Raw genomic sequence first — 18,909 nt, forward strand, 5'->3', positions numbered from 1 at the left:
CAGCACTAGCCGGATACCTTTATGATAAAAAGAATACTAACTGTGGCCGCTGCCACCTTTTTGAGTACGCAGGCCTGCGTGGCTCAAACTCCTGTACCAGCAACCGAAAAAGTGGTGCACCCCTTTACTCTTGAAGATTTCTACAGGCAGGACAAGCTGCTGGATCAGCAGGTAGAGCAGATTTTCAGCCGCATGAGCGATGAGCAGCGGGTAGGCCAAATGATCATCCCGGCTGCAGGCCGGCTTGGCAAGCCCGATGCCCAGCTGGATGAGCTTGCCCGCAAAGGCTGGATGGGTGGCATAATTTTATTGAATGGCACAGTTGAAAGCTTCAAGAACTATGTACATCGATTCGACAGCATCAGCAAAGCAAACGGGCACCTGCCGCTGGTCTATAGTGCCGATGCAGAGCCAAGCCTGATTAACCGGAAAATTAGCGGCTCTGTTCAGGTTCCTAAAACTGCCGAGCTCAAAGACACTACCGAAGTGATGGCTGTGGCCCATACCATTGCCCACCAGCTAAAAGACATTGGCATTCTCTATAACTATGCACCGGTTACCGACCTAAGCCTGCAGAATGCCGCCATTGGCAACCGCAGCTTTGGTTCCGATCCTGCCCATGTGGAGCGTATGAACAGAGTTTTTATCACTACCTCACAGGCAGATGGTGTAGCCACCACTGCCAAACACTTTCCCGGCCATGGCCTGGTAAAGGGCGACACCCATAAAAAGCTGGTGTTTATTGATGGTCCCATGAAGGAGGTTGACGTTTATAAAGGCCTGATAGATGCCGGCGTGTTAAGTATTATGATTGGCCATATTGCCGTACAAAATAACCCTAAGTACAACACCAACGGTCAGCCAGCTACCCTTAGCCGGGCAATTGTAACAGACCTGCTAAAAAAAGAAATGGGCTTTAAAGGTATTATCACCACCGATGCCATGAACATGGGCGCCGTGGCTGCTATCCCAAACTCATCGCTTTTGGCTGCACAGGCAGGTAACGATATCATCCTGATGCCAAACAACGAAAAAGAATCTGTATTCTCTATCCTGGCACAAATGGATAAGGATGCAGCCTTCAGGCAACAGGTATACGATTCGGTAAAGAAGATTATACGCTTTAAGCTGGCACTTGGGGTAATACGCTAAAGTGCGGCTTACGCTACATCGCTATATAACAGAAAAGCCTCCCTACTGAGGAGGCTTTTTTTATGTATTCAATAAGATGTAAAGCTTAGGCTGCCTGGGCGTTTTCGTTGTCGCGCTCGTCAATTACCTTCTTTACTTTTTGAATTGCTTTCAGGATACGCTCGCTGTCAAGGGTATTGATACTCTCGATCATTTTCGCTTTTTCGTCCTGGGTGATGTGCTTGTTATTGAGCAACAGCAACAGCTCTGTTTTCTGTTTTACAGAAGCCATTGGAGCCGCCTGCTTTTCTTCTGCAGCTGGAGCCTCGTTACTGGCTGCAGCAGGGGCCGGAGCACCACTAGCAGTATCTTCTACAGCGTCTTTTTTCTTAGCTGCAACTTTAGTACGAGCAGGCTCACGATCAGCAACTGCAGCACTTCTGCTTCCGTTGCCCGAGCTGCTGTTATCATCCTTCATCAGAAAATCCATTTCTTCGGCAGGAGTAGGTTCGTAACCTGCAGCCCTGATAATCCAGGCCAGTATGTTACGGTATGCCTTACCAATAGCACGGGTTTGTGCCATAGAAGCAATTGCAAACTCCTGGTAGTATCGCTTGCCTGACTCGCGGTTACTGCAAATGGCAAAACCAGAGCCAACGATCGTATCTGTTTTCAGATTTACCAGCTTAACATGCGCCTGGTACTTCATCTCGTCATCGTTTGTCTGGATGCGTTTTACATCCTCGATAACAGGAAGAATGCCTAACCTGGCACCGGCATACTGCCAGCCCTCTACATTCACATAGTCTTTACCCTGAATTTGCATAGCCAGGCGATTCTCACGGATGAACTTCGCCAGATCCTGCGCCAGGTGCAGTGTTTCGCTAGAATTTGAAATATCGTAGCTCTCCACTATTCTCTTCTCTGATTTTACCATTCCCTGTGCCATATCTTTCCGTTTTTATCTCTACATACAGAACACATGTCGTTCTGAAATAGTGCTTTAAAGATACTAAAATTTTTAGTATCATACATCTTTTTAAGCCTGAAAAACAAGTTTTTGAATAAATTTTTATCTCTACTCAAATGACAATATTTTTAGTATTCCCTTATACGCACAAAACCTTTTACCGGTTTAGCCGGGTTAAGCAATTGCATGCAGTTAGCCGAACTTCTATTACATAATTTTCCCTTTACTCCAACCGCGGAGCAGGAGGCACTCTTTGTTAAGCTGGAAGCCTTTTTAGCCGCGCCCGCCATAAGAAAGCAGGTATTTATCCTGAAGGGCTATGCTGGCACAGGCAAAACGGTAGTTTTGCAAACACTGGCAAAAAGCCTGAAAAAGCACAGACAAAGCGTTGAGCTACTGGCCCCTACAGGACGGGCCGCTAAAGTGCTTGCCAAAAGCGCTGGCCAGGAGGCCTACACTGTACACCGGCAGCTCTACAAACTTGTACAGCACCCCTTCTCCGGCCAAATAGACATGCAGCTGCGCAAAAACTATCACTCAAACACCCTCTTTGTGGTAGACGAAGCCTCCATGCTCAGCACCGAGAGCAGCAGCAGCGAGCAGGGTGTACTGCAGGATCTTATAGGCTTTGTTTTTTCCCGAACCGGCAATGCTTTGCTACTGGTAGGAGACCCGGCCCAGCTACCACCGGTAGCGGAGCCTACCAGCGTAGCCCTGGAGGCTGATGTGTTGCGCTTTGCCTATGGACTGGAGGTACAGGAACACACCCTTACCGAAGTGAGCCGACAGCAGGAAGGCTCGGGCATCCTGGTAAATGCTACTTACCTGCGCCAGTGCATGGAAGATCCGCCCAAACAGCTCAGGATAAAAACAGCAGGCTTCAGGGATATTTTCCAGCTGCCAGAGCAGCGGCTACTGGAGGGGCTGCGCTACTCCTTTAAAAAAGATGGCTGGGAAAACACCCTTGTGATTTGCGCCACCAACGAGGAGGCCGTTCGTTTAAACCAGCTCATCAGGCAGGAGATCTTAAACTTTTCAGCAGATGTTGTGACAGGTGATTTACTGATGATTGCCCGCAATAACTACCAGAGCCTGCCAAAGGGCAGCAAGATCAATTACCTGGCTAATGGAGAATTTGTGGAAGTGGTAGAGGTAATGGGTGAAGAAGAACGTTTTGGCTTTAACTTCCTGAAGTTGAAGCTCCGCCTGCCCGACGAACAGGAGCAACCGGCCTTTGACTCCCTCATTCTAACAGAAACCCTTGGCAGTACTCAGCCAGCCCTGCCCGACAACCGCAGCCGCAGCCTCTTTGAAGCTGTTAGCCGCAACTACCGCTACATGCCCCGCAGCAGGCAGGTGCGTGCCCTACGAAAAGATCCATACCTGAATGCGCTGCAGGTAAAGTTTGCTTATGCACTTACCTGTCATAAAGCACAGGGCGGCCAGTGGAACACCGTATTGTTACAACCACAATTCTGGCTCCTGGAGCCCAACACAGCAGACAAATTACGCTGGTTTTATACCGCTGTTACCAGGGCCAGCAAAGAACTGTTCATTATTAATCCTGCTTTGTAATATTTGTAGATAACCTCCCGAAGCTTGTGTAGGCATATTTATGCTAAAATCTGCCGGAAGCTTAAAAGAATAGCTTAAATTAGATATACACAATAGTCTTATATACAGATAGTTATATAAACATATCCGCTACATATTTATAGAAAAATAAAAAATAATTAGAAAATTTTTCTGCTTCTGGAACTTATGAACACCCCAAAACCTTATTAATGTACATTTGGCTTATTCATAGTTGATAGGTTTTAATGTTTTGGTTGAAAGGGAAAAAATCCACCCGCCTGGGTGGATTTTTTCTTTGTAGGCACTCAATTTTTTTACTGTTGCTGCGAAGACACCGAATCCAGCAGTTTCAGGGCATTGGGACCAAGATTATTGGCAACTACCTTTCTGTAATCAGAGCCACTTACAAAGTCTTTCATAAAGCGGGCCATCACCGGCCCCCAGTCACTGTTCCTGGGCATAACAATGCCAAAGCTTTCTGTGCTTTCGTCGCCGGCAGGATGCCTTTTTACCGGCAGACCATCCTTTATTGCCTGAAGATAATAGGTGAAATCGAGGTTCGTAAACAGGTTCTCATTTTCAGCCACCAGTTTAAGCGCCTCCGGGCTTGAGCTTACATACCTGAACTTCAGGTTTGGATGCTGGCTCTTTTTCAGCTCAGTCATTCTAACTTCGTTAGTAGTACCGCGCACCACCACTGCCTCCATTCCGGAAAAAGCAGCAGCAATTTTATTTCTGTTCTCCAGCGTAGCAACAGATTTGTTGGTAATTAGGATGGCAACATTTGTAATGTAGGGAGGACTGAAATCATAGGCTTTCTGACGCTCTTCGGTAATGGTGATATTTCCCAGGCCAAACACGCCGCCCTGCGACTCCTTAACGTTGCCCATGAAAGCTTTGAAGTTTTTGGCATCTTTGCCCTCATAGACAGGCTTTAGCTCTATGCCTTCGTTCTTCTTAAGCCATACCACAAAGGCATCCATCATATCTATACAGAGTCCGTTCAGCTTGTTGCCGGCGTCTTTCCCAACAAAGCCGGGTGTTTCTATATAGGAGAAAACTACCTGAGCAGTACCTTTTTGCCTGGCAGTTGCATAGGTATCGCCCGTTAACTGGGCAGCAGCATCAGGCGCAGCAAACAGCAATAACAGAAGCCCTAAAATCAGGCCGGGAGTAGTAATACGTCTTTTGTTCATAAAAATAAGCTCTGGATTATAATTACAATCTAGAGCTTACTTCTATTATTCTGCAAAATGTGTAATATTTTCAGCGAAAACGCCTAAGTATTCAGCTCCTCCCTCAGGAAGACGGCCGTATAGCTTCCTTCTGCTTTTGCCACTTTTTCTGGTGTACCCTGGGCTATGATCTTGCCGCCGCCACGCCCTCCTTCGGGCCCAAGATCTACCACCCAGTCAGATACTTTAATAACATCCAGGTTGTGCTCAATGATGAGTACGGTGTTGCCGCGGTTCACTAATTTCTGCAGCACATCCAGCAGCTGGCGTATATCCTGGAAGTGAAGACCTGTGGTGGGCTCATCCAGAATATAGAATGTATTACCGGTATCTTTTTTACTAAGCTCTGTTGCCAGCTTTACACGCTGTGCCTCCCCTCCGCTAAGGGTAGTAGCATGCTGGCCAAGGGTAATATAGTTAAGGCCAACATCGTTCAGGGTTTTAATCTTGCGCACAATCTTAGGCTGATGCTCAAAGAACTCCACAGCCTGCTCTACCGTCATGTCCAGCACATCGGAGATGCTCTTGCCCTTAAAGCGCACTTCCAGGGTTTCGCGGTTGTAGCGCTTGCCTTTACACACCTCGCAGTGCACGTGTACATCGGGCAGAAAATCCATTTCTATAAGCTTAAGGCCTGCGCCCCCGCACTCTTCACAGCGGCCACCCTTTACGTTAAAGCTAAAGCGCCCGGGCTTATAGCCCCGAATCTTTGCTTCGGGCAGTTCTGCAAACAAGGTACGGATATCGGTAAATACACCTGTGTAGGTAGCCGGGTTAGAGCGCGGCGTACGACCAATTGGCGACTGGTCTACCTCAATTACCTTGTCGAGGTGCTCCAGCCCTTTGATCTCTTTATGCGGCAGCGGCTCTTTGAGGGCATTGTAAAAATGCCTGTTCAGCAGCGGGTAGAGGGTTTCGTGAATCAGGGTAGACTTGCCACTGCCACTTACACCGCTTATGCAGATCATGGTGCCCAGTGGCAGCTTCAGATCCACATTGTGCAGGTTATTGCCGCTGGCACCCTTCAGCTCCAGAAAATTACCATTGCCTTTGCGCCTTTCCTTTGGCACTTCTATGGCACGCTCGCCCCTTAGGTACTGCGCCGTTACCGCCGGCAGTTCTAAAAACTCTTTTGGAGTACCTGCTGCCACAACCGTACCGCCATGGCGGCCCGCTCCGGGACCAATATCCAGAATGTAATCAGAGGCAATCATCATGTCTTTATCGTGCTCTACCACGAGCACGGTATTGCCAATATCGCGCAGGTCCTGCAGCGCCTTGATCAGCTTAACGTTATCGCGCTGGTGCAGGCCAATAGAAGGCTCATCCAGGATATAAAGTACGCCTACCAGCTGGGTACCTATCTGGGTAGCCAGCCTGATGCGCTGTGCCTCGCCGCCGCTAAGGGTACGGAGCGGACGGTTTAGGTGCAGATAATCAAGACCTACATCCAGCAGAAAGCGTATGCGTTTGCGGATCTCCTTGAGCAACTCGGCAGCAATGAGCAGCTGGCGCTCGCTTAGGCGCTCCTCCAGGTCCTGGAACCAGGCATAAAGCGCCTGGATATCGAGCATGGCCAGCTCTGCAATATTTTTGCCGTCTATCTTAAAGTGCAGCGATTCTTTTTTAAGCCTGGTACCCTCACACTCGGGACAGTTTATGGCGGTGGTGTAGTCTTCAACCCAGGCAATGGTTTTATCTGATCCCTCCTCGCGCTGCTTTTCCAGGAATGGGATAATACCCTCAAACTTAGTATCCCACTGGGTACCGGGATACTTTTTCGAGTTCACCTTTACAGTTTCATCACTACCATGCAACAGCACCTGCAGCACCTCTTCGGGGAGCTTGTTTATTGGTGTTGTAATGGTATGCTTGTATCCTTTCAGGATAGACTGAATCTTTTTGAAGATCCAGATATCGCGGAATTCGCCCAGTGGCGCAATACCACCCCGGGTAATGCTAAGGGTTGGATCCGGAATAATGGACTCCCTTGTAATTTCTTCGATAACGCCCAAACCGTTGCATTTAGGGCAGGCTCCATAAGGCGAGTTAAAGGAGAAGGTATTTGGTGCAGGCTCATCGTAGCTCAGGCCCGATTTAGGGTCCATGAGGTACTTCGAGAAGTGGTGCAGCTCGTTGGTATCGGCATTGAGCACCATCAGCAGGCCTTCGCCATGCTTCATGGCCGTAGCTACCGACTGGCTCAGGCGGTAGCGGTCTTCGGCTTTCAGCGCCAGGCGGTCTACCACTATTTCGATATCGTGTATCTTGTAGCGGTCTACCTGCATCTTAGGGTCTATGTCTTTTATTTCGCCATCTACGCGCACCTTGGTAAAGCCGCTTTTGCGTATCTGCTGAAAAAGCTCCCGGTAGTGGCCTTTACGTCCTTTTACCACCGGTGCCAGCAGAATAATCCTTACGCCATCAAAGGTGTGCATCAGGTGATCGATAATCTGGTCTTCTGACTGGCGCACCATTTTTTCGCCGGTGATGTAAGAAAAAGCCTCGGAGGCCCTGGCGTACAGCAGGCGCAGAAAGTCGTAAATCTCGGTGGTGGTACCTACGGTAGAGCGGGGGTTGCGGGAAGTTGTTTTCTGCTCGATGGATATCACCGGCGAGAGGCCGTTAATCTTATCCACATCGGGCCGCTCCATGCCGCCCATAAAGGAGCGTGCATAGGCCGAAAAACTTTCCATGTAGCGCCGCTGGCCTTCGGCATAAATAGTATCGAAAGCCAGGGATGATTTGCCGCTGCCACTAATACCGGTGATTACCACCAGCTGGTTGCGCGGAATGCGTACGTCTATATTTTTGAGGTTGTGCTCACGGGCACCAATTACCTCTATATGCTCTTCGCCAACCGGATCGAAGCGTTGCGCAGGTTGCACTTTAACCGCCTGCTCAGTCCGATTTGCTGCTGATTTTATCTTGCCCATAGTATTCTGCAAATATACGGAATTTTGCAGAGGGTAGTTAGTGCTAAGTCTATTAGTATTTTACTACTTAGGCATTGTTTGCAACCAGCTGCCAGGACAAACGAGCAAACATTCCATTGCCGCCCCTCCTGCCGGCCTCATCAGAAAAATTCACCCGCTCATCCTTAAACCCAGCCCTCTATCTAACTACAACTACCAGCTCACACAACAGGGGCATACATAAAAGCAGGCGCAGTTTGAGGATTCTCCTCTTCAGCTTTGGCTTTCTTACCTTTTTGTTTTTCAGAATGTACAAGAAATCTTTAGGTTAAAAACACTGTTCAGGCATTTGCATAACCGGCTTTAACAAAGCAAAGAGGCTGGTGTTATGCCAGCCTCTTTGTTTTGTGTTTGGGTGTTTGCCTCTTACCTATTCAAGAATAAGTTTGCGGATGCGGAAGTTCCGGTTATCTGTAACGTAGACATTACCCGCGGCATCTATGGCAAGGCTGCCTGGCTCATTGAAGCTTGCTGCAGCACCTATACCATCGGCATTTCCGGCAGTGCCGGTACCTGCAACGGTAGTTACTGTGCCATCTGGGGCAATCATGCGGATGCGGTGATTTAGATAATCTGCCACCAGCACTGCACCATCTGCTCTTACCGCCACATTCCAGGGCTCATTAAACTGAGCATCAGCAGCTGCACCATCGGCATAACCGGCAGAACCATTTCCAGCCAGGGTAGTTACTTCGCCGGCAGCTGTGATTTTACGGATGCGGTGTCCGTAAGAATCTGCCACATACAGATTGCCTTCAGCATCTATCTTCAATCCTGTAGGACCATTAAACTGAGCTGCAGTGCCCATGCCATCGGCATAGCCGGCAGTGCTACCGGCAAAGGTGGTTACTATGCCGTCGGGACTGATTTTACGGATGCGGTGGTTATTGACGTCGCCAATGTACAGATTACCATCGGCATCAACGGCAATGCCAGATGGCTTACCAAACTTGGCAATCTCCACCGGGCCATCATTGTCTCCATCTTTTCCGTTACCTGCAATGGTGGTAACCACACCATCAGGGGTAATCTTGCGGATTGCATGGTTTACATCTTCTGTAACATACACATTGCCTGCTGCATCTGTTGTAATAGCAGTAGGACCATTAAACTGTGCAGCTGTGCCTGTACCATCGGCAAAGCCTGCAGTGCTGCCGGCAAAGGTGCTCACCACTCCATCAGGCGTAATTTTACGTATCTGGTGGCTATCATAATCGGTAACATACATGACACCATTAGCATCTATGGCAATATCCCATGGATCATAAAACTGGGCACTGGCACCAGTACCATCGCTCATGCCCTGTGAACTGCCTGCAAAAGTGCTCACCCGGTACGATTCCAGGTAATCAAAGGCAGGGCCTTCAATGGTTTTACCATCTACTGTAAGGACAATTTTACCATCGCCGGCCTTATCGGGCACCTCAACTGTTAACTGGGTGGAAGTACCGCTTTTAATTACTGCAGCCACACCATTGAATGTAACGGTATGAAGCGAGGCAGGAGACCTGAAATTAGTACCTGTTATGGTTACTACAGTACCTGTAGCACCACTTGCCGGATTTACAGCGCTGATTGTTGGATCGGGCAATTCCACCACAGGCGGATCGGGTGTTACCGGCACAGGTGCGGGTTCATCATCGTCTTTACAGGAAAACACAAGCATAGAAACGCAGAGCATGAGCACAACACCCATACCCTGCCGGAGAAGAGAAAGTAACATAGTTGAACAAGTTTAATCCTACAGATCTTTGGTTCGAAAGGAAGTATTTGGCTGCTATAATATTTTGGGCGCAGGAAAACAGCTGCTGCTGCTCAAATGCCCACCACTTAAACGGAAGATTTACCATAAGGTTTGTGCAATAGAGGAAAAATGTCTAAAGCATCTGATGTGCCGCCCGCTCTTCTGTTTAAGCCTTTAGTTAAAAAGCTTTATTTGCTTATCAGCCAGTGATACAGGTATAAAGTTAGCAAATCAATTTATTTATTAGACTTAAAGCCATGTTAAATTGGATTTAAATATTGCTTTCAGCTCCCTGACCTCTAAAATTTATGAGGAGAATGTTCATCATTAAATTGTTTTGCCATAACAGTTAACCTACTGAGGTTCAAAGGCAGCAACTCTCTTTATATTGATGGATACCCCCTAAAGCAGAATAGCCGGCATTACTGCCGGCTATTCTGAAGCTGTCGCTGAAGAATAATTATCAGAAGTTTGGCGAGAGCAGGTATTTGCTGTAAAACTCATCTATCACCCTTACTGCTTCGTCCGGTGTGTCTACAATATTCACCAGGTGCAAGTCTTCTTCGTTAACATTTTTTTCCTGGTCCAGCATTACATCCCTGATCCACTGCATGAGTCCGCCCCAATATTTGCTGCCTACCAGCACAATGGGAAAACGACCAATCTTCTTGGTTTGAATAAGGGTAAGTGCCTCAAACAATTCATCCATGGTACCAAAACCACCGGGCATTACAATAAAGCCCTGTGCATATTTTACAAACATTACCTTACGCACAAAAAAGTGATCGAAGGTGATAAGTTTGTCCGAATCAATGTAGGGGTTATCGAACTGTTCAAAAGGCAGCACAATGTTCAGGCCTACGGACTTGCCTCCTTCATTGTAGGCACCTTTATTTCCGGCCTCCATAATGCCAGGTCCGCCGCCTGTAATAACACCGTAACCATGGCGCACCAGTTTGGCCGCAATTTCTTCGGCCATTTTGTAATATTTATGGTCTTCTTTGGTGCGTGCAGAACCGAATATGGATACACAGGGACCAATCTTTGCCAGCTTCTCGAAGCCTTCTACAAACTCAGACATTACTTTAAAAATAGCCCAGCTGTTAGAGCTTTTTATCTCGTTCCAGTCGCGGTCTTCAAAAGCCATACGAATAAGCTGGTCATCCTCATCTGATTTTTTCCGCGGAATAAGCTCTCCCTCTTTCGGGGGTGCCGGCGGCATGTTGGCCTTAGGTTTTTTTTTCGGTGCCTCTTTTTTTGGCGCCTCTTTTGGATGGTGCGGATGACCTTCTTTTGCTATTTTTTCCTCGTGTGCTACTTCGGCACTTGTTTTTTCTGCAATAGGTTGTTTAGGCATTTTGCCGGAAGCCTCTTCGGTGGTTACAGTACTGTTAACCAACGATGTATCATTATTTTTGTCAGATTCTGTACGACCATTGCCCTGCTTTCTATCAGAGTGTGTTTTATCATTTGCCATACTTTAAAAAAATTTAGTCTAAAAATCGCAAGCCTGCTAAGTTAGAACACAAAAACGAGTTTGCCAAACCAAAGCTATTCTGTTAACAATTGCTGCAGGGCAGGCTCAAGCTCCTGGTAGCGAAATGTGTAGCCGGCTTTAAGCAGCTTATCTGCCGATACCTTTGCACTGCCCAGTACCACCACCGCACGCTCACCCAGGGCCAGTTTCATGAGCTTACCCGGCACACTTGGCAAGAAATAAGGCTTATCCAGGGCTGCAGCCAGTACTTCTGAAAAATGAGCATTTGTTACCGGCTCAGGTGCTACCGCGTTATAGGCGCCCTGCATTTTATCATCGCGCATGGCCGTTAAAATAACCTGGCACAAATCATCTATATGGATCCAGCTCATATACTGCCGGCCATTGCCCAGAGGGGCACCCAGCCCTAAACGGAAAGGTAGCATAAGTTGCTTCAGGGCCCCACCATCGGGGCTTAGCACCACCCCTATTCTTAGCACTACCAGGCGCACCCCTTCCTCTTCCACGCCTTCGGCAGCATTCTCCCAGGCACGGCATACCGAGGCCATAAAGTCCTGCCCCGCCCCAGACTGCTCTCTTAGTAACTCATCGCCCCGGTCGCCACCGTAATAACCAATGGCCGAAGCAGAAATAAAAGCTCTGGGCTTTATCTTCAGGCGGGCCAGCTCCCGCACCAGGAGTTCCGTGGAGGCTGTGCGGCTACGGATAACAGTTTGTTTATAGGGGGCAGACCAGCGGTGATCGGCAAGGCTGGCACCTGCCAGGTTAATAACATAATCGGCACCCGCCAGGGCGCCCTCTTCTATTTTTCCTTGCTCAACATCCCATAGGTAATGCTTTATGGACTTATCTTCGCGAATGGATCTGCTAAGGTGGGCTACCTGGTAACCTTCTTTTAAGAGCAGACGGGAAAGATGGGAACCGATTAAGCCAGAGCCCCCACTGATTACAACTTTTTCCGGCATGGAAAAGAAATTTTCTGTGAAATAATAACGTTGTAACCCCTGTCTGCCCCTTATGTTCATCATTATCTAAGTGCTTTATGGAAAAAAGATTACTCCTCCTGCTGTTTATTGTACAGGGACTGTTTTTTACTGCCAGCGGCCAGGAGCCACGGCGGCAACAGCAAACCCTGCAGGGCCAGCAGCACTATGGCTATAGCTTAAAAGTGCCCTATGCCGAGCATAATGCCAAGCGCTACTGGCTGGCTTACCTGAAGGAGCGCGGCAAGGTAACCGAGCGCCGGCAGTTTATCGAGATCAAAGATATTTACTGGCTCGACAGCGGGGCAAAGCAACAGGCCCTTAGCACAGTGGCCGGCGACTCTGCCCAGAGTGAGGTATGGATCGGCTACCCCTCCACCACCCGCGATTCTGTGCTGGAAGCCGGCATTAAAGAACAACTGCAGAAGCTGCCATTCCTGATGAAGAAGTACCAGCTGATGGCCAGCCTGCAGGATGCAGAAGGTGCCGCCACTTACCTTAACCGTGAGGTAGAAAGCACCCGTCGCCAGGAGAGCAAGCTGGAAAACTCCCTCAGGCGCAATGCCGAAGAAAAACTGCGACTGGAGCAGCAGCTGGTTAAAAATGGCGAAGACAAGCTACGGCTGGAGCAGGAAATAAAGGACAACAAGCTAAAACAGGAGCAACAGCAGGCCGAGGTAGAGAAGATAAACCGCCAGCTGCAGGCCCTCAAAGAAAAGCTAAGCCAGCTGCAGGAGTAAATCTACATCAATGTAAAAAGATAAAGCCGGTATAAGCGTAAGCAACCGGGCCAGCATATAAAACACAAAAGCGGCAGCTGTAATCAGCTGCCGCTTTTGTGTTTTATGTAAGAGCAGAAATAAATGGACTAGTCGATCAGGTAGGTAAAGCCAATTGAGTAGGTGCGGCCAACCTGGTACTGCTTGTAAATATACTCCTCACCCTTAAACTCGTGGGTTTCTTTATACAGGGCATTCAGCAGGTTTTGTGCAGCAAGCTTTACAGCAAGATGCTGTCCAATTCCTTTCTTAATGTTGAAGTCAAGCGTGTTACGGGGCTGCTCATACACATCGGGAATTCCGCTAAAGCCACCGATTACCGCCAGGCGCCTGCCATACACATTGTAAACCAGGTTAGCCGCTACTCTCTTTGCTTCACTTTCATAGCTCAGGTAAGAGTTGATCAGGTAAGGCGACTGCCCATACATAGGGCGCTGTCCATCACGCTCGGGGTCGTTCAGGCGGATGGTCTCCAGCTCCTGAGGATCAATATCTACCGCAGAATAGATTAAGCTTGCATTAACACCGGTGCGGAAGTTGCGGAAGAAATCTCCGATAAAGGCCAGGTCTTTGCGCACCTCCAGCTCCAGGCCGTATACAGAAGCACTGCTTACATTGCGGTAGTTGATCTCCTGGGCCAGGTCTTGCGAAAGTGGGTTAAACACCCGCTCTATCGGGTCTTTGAAAGACTTATAGAAGAGGCTTACCGACAAGTACTCTGTTGGCACAGGATAGTACTCCCAGCGAAGATCTATGTTATCTATCTTTACACGCTTAAGATCCGGGTTACCTCTTTCACCCACTGCACCCAGGAAAGGGAAGGTTGTGAAGAGCGAGAGCTCCCTGAAGTTAGGCCTGGCAACCGTGCGGCCATAGCCCACGCGCAGGTTCATGTTATCCATGAGGTTTTTGGTGATGTTAACACCCGGCAGGAAGTCGCCCCCCTTTACGTGTGCATATTTTGCAGGATCGTCCTCGTTCAGCTGCACGTTATTCAGAAAAATATCTGTCTGCTCGTAACGCACTCCGCCACTTACACGGAATGAGCTGGTCAGGGGAAGATCTACCATGGCATAGGCTGCAGGCAGTTTTTCAAGGCCGTAGTAAGTACCGCCTTTATCTGTTTCATCACGGATAAAGAGAGAGGAACCACCATTTGGATTCCAGCCCAGGTTATCTGGCGCAAAGTACACATCTGAATCGCCCTGGTATTGCCTGATCGGTGAAGTACCGAGGCGGTACTGCAGGATACGCTCGTTAAAATCGCGCTCACGCTCCAGGTAAGTGCCACCCACTTTTATTTTAGACTCACGGGCCTGGTAGAGAAAAGGTATTTCAATGTCTACTTTTCCTTCAATATTGGTTTCATCCATGTCCCTGAAATAACGCGAAGGCGCTACCAGGTTGGCATTTACGGCATTGTACACTGTGTTTTCGCCTACCACCTCGCGGAAGTTGTTGAAGAAACGCAGGTCTGGCTCATCCTGGTTAAGTTTGGTGTAAGAGCCCAGCCAGTTTACTTTTATGTTGCGGCTGGTTAAACGGTGCTCACCCTTAACCTGGCCTGTGGCCATGCCTCGCTGGGTGTAGGCCAGTGCCCTGGCTTCTATTTGCTTGCTGGGGTCGTTGGTTCCGAAGTGGAAAGGATGCACCCCCTGCTGATAGGTAGTAGACCCATCGGCGCTGTGGTTGTACATCAGGTTTACGCCAACCTTATGGTTAGGGCTTATTTTATAGGAGGTATTGAAGATAGCTCCCCACAGCACAGATTCTGTACTGTTATTATACACTGAGTATTGCTGTGCTGTATCCAGTGAAGGCTCCTGGGTAGTGCCGGGCAATAAGAAATAACCGCGCTGTCCGTTGGAGTACTGGTCGTAATTTTTCTGGTAGCTGAAACCACCAACAAAACCAAGCGGGCGCTTGAACACTTCTTTCTGGTTGCCAATAGAAAGGCTGATGCTGTGGTTGGTAAAAGAAGTTTCTGCCTGTGGAGCAAAGCCACCCTGTATAGCATCAGACTGACGATCGAGCAGCTGAGCTTCAGCAGGATTTGAGAAGGCAACACCCACATCGGCCAGCTCGCCTTTCAGAATATCAGGCATTGCCCTGTCGCTTGCTGTTAAGCCAAGAATACCCGGGCTGCTGTTGGTGTGTGTTAGGAAATTATCGTTAAAGCTGGCATTCTCGTTGTACCCGATAGAACCAGAAAACTGCAGGGTAAACTGGTTTGGAAAATCTTTGGTGGCGATATCTACATAGCCCCCGGAGAAGCTGCCTGGCAGTTCAGGCGAAAAAGTTTTGTAAACTACAATGTTATCTACCAGGTTAGAGGGGAACAGGTCCATCTGGATTGTGTTCTTGTCCGGGTCCAGGCCTGGGATCTGTGCGCTGTTCAGCGATGTTTTGGTGTAGCGATCGCCCAGTCCGCGCACGTACACATATTTACCACCCTGTACAGATACGCCAGTAATGCGTCGGATCGCTGCTGCTGCATCGCTGTCGCCACTTCTGGAAAACTGTTGTGCAGAGATACCATCCAGTACAACAGCACTCTTTTTCTGCATGGTGAGCAGGGCAGTCTCATTATCTCTTAAGGCCTTGGCCTCCACCACAATTTCCTGCAGTGTTTCTTCTGCAGATACCAGGCGGGCATCTACCACAGCAACCTCATCAGCTTTTACAGCTACATCCTTAATGGTTAGGGTATTATATGATATATAAGAAACCCTTAAGCTAACAGTACCGGGCTCTGTTTTTATGGTATACTTTCCATCCAGATCCGTAATGCTGCCAATGGATGTACCTTCAATCTGCACGGTTGCTCCCAGCAGAGGCTCACCAGTACCACCATCTATTATTTGCCCCCGAATAGTACCCGACTGGGCAAATGCACCCACAGGGGTGAAAGCCGCTAAAAACCCAAACAACAGAAAGGCAGAAGCCAGAAAACATTTCATAAATGCAATTGTAATTAATACAAGTGCAAAAGTACGGTTTCCTTAAGGCCGGGGCTTAACAGAAGCGTTTATGAATATGTTAATTTGAGGTGGTGCAGATAGCATTAAGTTAACATTGAGGTAAAGGTTAAGTAAACAAAAGCGGCACCCCTTTAAGAGTGCCGCCCTGTTACTTATATGATCAGCTTAATCAAGCAAGCCATAAGCATCGGCAGCAGTCCAGCCGCGCATCCAGTTGGTATCACCAAATGCTCCGATGTATTCTACTGCCTCATAGTCAAATCCATTGATAGAGCCAGGATATTCAGATCTTTCCATGCTAAGTGGCAGTGTACCAGCTGCAGGCACAGGGTTCAGTGCATTTTCACTTACTACGATGGTAGGATCCTGGATCATGTTGCCGCTGGCCTCCAGGTGTGTAGCCAGGGGAGCGTATGCATTGGCAATACCAGCAAAGGTATTTTTAGAGTCGCCTGTGCCAATGTTCCAGAAGATGTTGTTGCGGAAGGCAAGATCTCCGGCAGCCAGACGATCGCGGGAGTTTTTACCGGTAGCACCTACATCTGTTACATTGATACCAGCAGGGAAGTTCATGATGATAGAGTTATGAACCAGGGCACCAGAACCTTCGGTGAAGAACATGGTGTTGTTGGTACCTGTACCTCCCTGGCCTATCATGGTCATGTTATAGATCTGTGGTCTGGAGAACTGCTCGGAAGCAAGATTATCTTTATGAGCACCATCGCTTTCAAAACCGCGGTCTGACAGCTGGAAGCCAGGCTGCTGATACACCAGCCAGAACTGGTTCTCGCCAGTCCAGCCCTGATCCCAGTCAAACGCATCGTCCTGGTTGATTACAGAAGCCAGGTAAGAAGAGTTAGCAGTACCGCCAAACCACTCAAAGCCGTCGTCGTCGTTGGCATAAACCTCTATGTAAGAGATGCTGGTGCCACGGCCAACGCCACCCATGGTAAGACCGTTAATTTCGTTACCCGCACCAATGTTGGTACCACCATGGCGGATAGATACATATTTCATCACACCGGAATTATCATCAGGATTATTTCCGCCGTACTGTCCGCGGGTTTCAGAGGTAGGAATACCTTCGATGTTTGTAACACCGTTTGGTGCGTTAATAGGTGCATTACCCAGCAGAATTACACCCCCCCAAAGGCCACGGGCATTGTAAGGAATATCTGTAGTGGTAGACAGGTCATCAGCGAGTGCCGTAAAAATGATTGGCTCCTCAGCAGTACCCTCGGCCATGATTTTACCACCGCGGGCTACAATAAGCGCACTGGCACTGGTACCCTGACCAGCCTGACCTTTGATTACGGTACCTGGCTCGATGGTAAGGGTCTGTCCTTCATTTACAAAAACAAAACCGCGGATTACGTATATGTTATCCTTTGTCCAGGTTGTGGTGCCCACACCTTCCGGAGTGGCAAATATCTCAACCACTTCGGCAGCAGGCTCTTCAGTAACTGCAACTGTAAAGCTCACAGCTTCGGTTTTAGGAGTAGACTGCTGATCTGTAACTGTAACTGTAATGGTTGCATTCTGCGGAGTTGCAGGAGCAGTAAAGGTAATATTGGCGGTACCTGATGTCTGGCCCACCAAAGCAGCAGCATTGGTTACCTCAACAGTACCAGCCGATGCGGTAGCGGTAACAGAAGCAATACGGCCTGGTGCCTGTATGGCTACATTGAATGTACCCGCCTCGCTATACATCACATTTAAATTTGCAGTTGGTGCCTCCAGGTCAGGTCGGTCCAGATCTGTTGTGGCTTCATCATCATCGCATGCCGACATGGTCACAAAAAGACTCATGATCAACAGCAAAAAGTACGCATTAAATTTTTTCATAAGTAAAAGAGATTGCTCGTTCTATTTGATCTAATTGATTTCTCTTGCAAAATTGAAGACTCTATTTTACATGAATGCGTACCTGAGGTTAAGATATAGTTAAAAGGCCCACTATCAGATTACTTAAATGTTAACTAGTAAACCCGCTGAAACCATACAAAACGCGCACCAGCGCATCCGCACCTACATTCACCAGACCCCGGTGCTGGAATCGAGGCAGCTCAATGAAATGTTGAATGCCCGGGTGTATTTTAAATGTGAGAACCTGCAAAAAGTAGGAGCCTTTAAAATGCGGGGCGCCGCCAATGCAGTTTTTTCACTCAAGCCAGAGGAGCGCCAAAAAGGCGTGGCCACCCACAGCAGCGGCAACCATGCCCAGGCCCTGGCGCTGGCTGCACGCCTGGCAGGCATCCCTGCCTACATTGTAATGCCACGCACGGCACCCAAGGTAAAAGTAGCTGCCGTACAGGGTTATGGGGCAGAGGTTATCTTTTGCGAGCCTACCCTGGCCGCACGTGAAACTACCCTGCAGGAGGTGGTGGAGCGCACCGGCGCAAGCTTTGTACATCCCTATAATGATGATCGCGTAATTGCCGGGCAGGCCACTGCCGCCAAGGAATTATTCGAGCAGGTAAAAGAGCCGCTTGACCTGGTAATGACTCCCGTAGGTGGCGGAGGCCTACTGAGCGGCACCGTGCTGGCCGCCCGTTCCTTTTCGCCTGCTACCAAAGTATGGGCCGGCGAGCCTGCCGGTGCCGACGATGCCTACCGCTCGCTGCAGGAGGGCAGCATTGTACCGCAAACAGGACCCAACACCATTGCCGATGGTCTGCTGACCTCATTAGGTGATAAAACCTTTGCCATTATTTCAAAAGGTGTAGAGCAGATCATACTGGTTTCGGAAGAAGAAATTGTAGAAGCAATGCGCTTCTTGTGGGAGCGTATGAAGCTGGTGGTAGAGCCCTCCGGTGCCGTGCCCCTGGCGGCAGCCATCAGAGAAAAACAGGTGCTTAAGGGAAAGCGTATCGGCATCATCATCAGTGGCGGCAATGTAGATCTGGGGAAGTTGCCGTTTTAGGTATCGGGTGTCAGGTATGAGGTATCAGCTTGGCCGCTGCCTGGAGTTTCCGGCCGATGGAACACATTTGCTAAACCAGATGCTGCTTTAGGATATCAGGAATATAAAAAACACA

The 18,909-nt window shown here is 48.7% G+C and carries 12 protein-coding genes; 4 read left to right on the forward strand and 8 right to left on the reverse strand.

Annotated elements, in window-relative coordinates:
- Positions 1 to 21: 21 nt before the first annotated feature.
- Positions 22 to 1,152 carry a glycoside hydrolase family 3 N-terminal domain-containing protein gene (locus tag KWJ01_RS25065; RefSeq protein WP_224999879.1) on the forward strand — a complete coding sequence of 377 codons (1,131 nt, stop codon included), beginning with the start codon at positions 22 to 24 and terminating at the stop codon, positions 1,150 to 1,152.
- Between the two features lie 85 nt (positions 1,153 to 1,237).
- Here the strand turns inward: KWJ01_RS25065 and KWJ01_RS25070 are convergent, their stop codons facing one another.
- Entirely contained in the window at positions 1,238 to 2,080 is an 843-nt protein-coding gene (locus KWJ01_RS25070; RefSeq protein WP_224999880.1) for a hypothetical protein, read from the reverse strand.
- Positions 2,081 to 2,287: 207 nt separating this feature from the next.
- On the opposite strand from KWJ01_RS25070, the gene KWJ01_RS25075 reads away from it, so the two are divergent.
- Positions 2,288 to 3,676 (forward strand): ATP-dependent RecD-like DNA helicase, encoded by a 1,389-nt coding sequence (locus KWJ01_RS25075; protein WP_224999881.1) that lies wholly within the window; start codon positions 2,288 to 2,290, stop codon positions 3,674 to 3,676.
- Between the two features lie 314 nt (positions 3,677 to 3,990).
- Here the strand turns inward: KWJ01_RS25075 and KWJ01_RS25080 are convergent, their stop codons facing one another.
- From KWJ01_RS25080 to KWJ01_RS25100, 5 genes are all read right to left on the reverse strand, one after another.
- A complete protein-coding gene (locus KWJ01_RS25080; protein ID WP_224999882.1) occupies positions 3,991 to 4,872 on the reverse strand; it encodes a transporter substrate-binding domain-containing protein in 882 nt (293 codons plus the stop codon).
- 83 nt (positions 4,873 to 4,955) lie between these two features.
- Positions 4,956 to 7,847, reverse strand: a complete 2,892-nt coding sequence (gene uvrA / locus KWJ01_RS25085) for an excinuclease ABC subunit UvrA (RefSeq protein WP_224999883.1) — start codon at positions 7,845 to 7,847, stop codon at positions 4,956 to 4,958.
- A gap of 409 nt (positions 7,848 to 8,256) precedes the next feature.
- On the reverse strand, positions 8,257 to 9,609 hold the full coding sequence (locus KWJ01_RS25090; RefSeq protein WP_224999884.1) for an IPT/TIG domain-containing protein: 1,353 nt from the start codon (positions 9,607 to 9,609) through the stop codon (positions 8,257 to 8,259).
- 484 nt (positions 9,610 to 10,093) lie between these two features.
- Positions 10,094 to 10,777 carry a TIGR00730 family Rossman fold protein gene (locus KWJ01_RS25095; RefSeq protein ID WP_370634798.1) on the reverse strand — a complete coding sequence of 228 codons (684 nt, stop codon included), beginning with the start codon at positions 10,775 to 10,777 and terminating at the stop codon, positions 10,094 to 10,096.
- 404 nt (positions 10,778 to 11,181) lie between these two features.
- Positions 11,182 to 12,156, reverse strand: coding sequence for a TIGR01777 family oxidoreductase (locus tag KWJ01_RS25100; RefSeq protein WP_224999885.1), 975 nt, complete (start codon positions 12,154 to 12,156; stop codon positions 11,182 to 11,184).
- A gap of 14 nt (positions 12,157 to 12,170) precedes the next feature.
- On the opposite strand from KWJ01_RS25100, the gene KWJ01_RS25105 reads away from it, so the two are divergent.
- Entirely contained in the window at positions 12,171 to 12,851 is a 681-nt protein-coding gene (locus tag KWJ01_RS25105) for a hypothetical protein (RefSeq protein WP_224999886.1), read from the forward strand.
- 128 nt (positions 12,852 to 12,979) lie between these two features.
- Here the strand turns inward: KWJ01_RS25105 and KWJ01_RS25110 are convergent, their stop codons facing one another.
- Both KWJ01_RS25110 and KWJ01_RS25115 read right to left on the reverse strand, forming a co-directional pair.
- A complete protein-coding gene (locus tag KWJ01_RS25110) occupies positions 12,980 to 15,850 on the reverse strand; it encodes a TonB-dependent receptor (protein WP_224999887.1) in 2,871 nt (956 codons plus the stop codon).
- Between the two features lie 186 nt (positions 15,851 to 16,036).
- The gene (locus tag KWJ01_RS25115; RefSeq protein ID WP_224999888.1) at positions 16,037 to 17,716 is read right to left on the reverse strand and encodes a hypothetical protein; all 1,680 of its coding nucleotides are present in this window, start codon (positions 17,714 to 17,716) and stop codon (positions 16,037 to 16,039) included.
- Positions 17,717 to 17,843: 127 nt separating this feature from the next.
- On the opposite strand from KWJ01_RS25115, the gene KWJ01_RS25120 reads away from it, so the two are divergent.
- Positions 17,844 to 18,794: a pyridoxal-phosphate dependent enzyme gene (locus tag KWJ01_RS25120; RefSeq protein WP_224999889.1), complete on the forward strand. Its 951-nt coding sequence runs from the start codon at positions 17,844 to 17,846 to the stop codon at positions 18,792 to 18,794.
- The last annotated feature ends 115 nt before the right edge of the window (positions 18,795 to 18,909 follow it).

It is taken from the genome of Cesiribacter sp. SM1, from assembly GCF_020178975.1.
GTDB lineage: Bacteria > Bacteroidota > Bacteroidia > Cytophagales > Cyclobacteriaceae > Cesiribacter.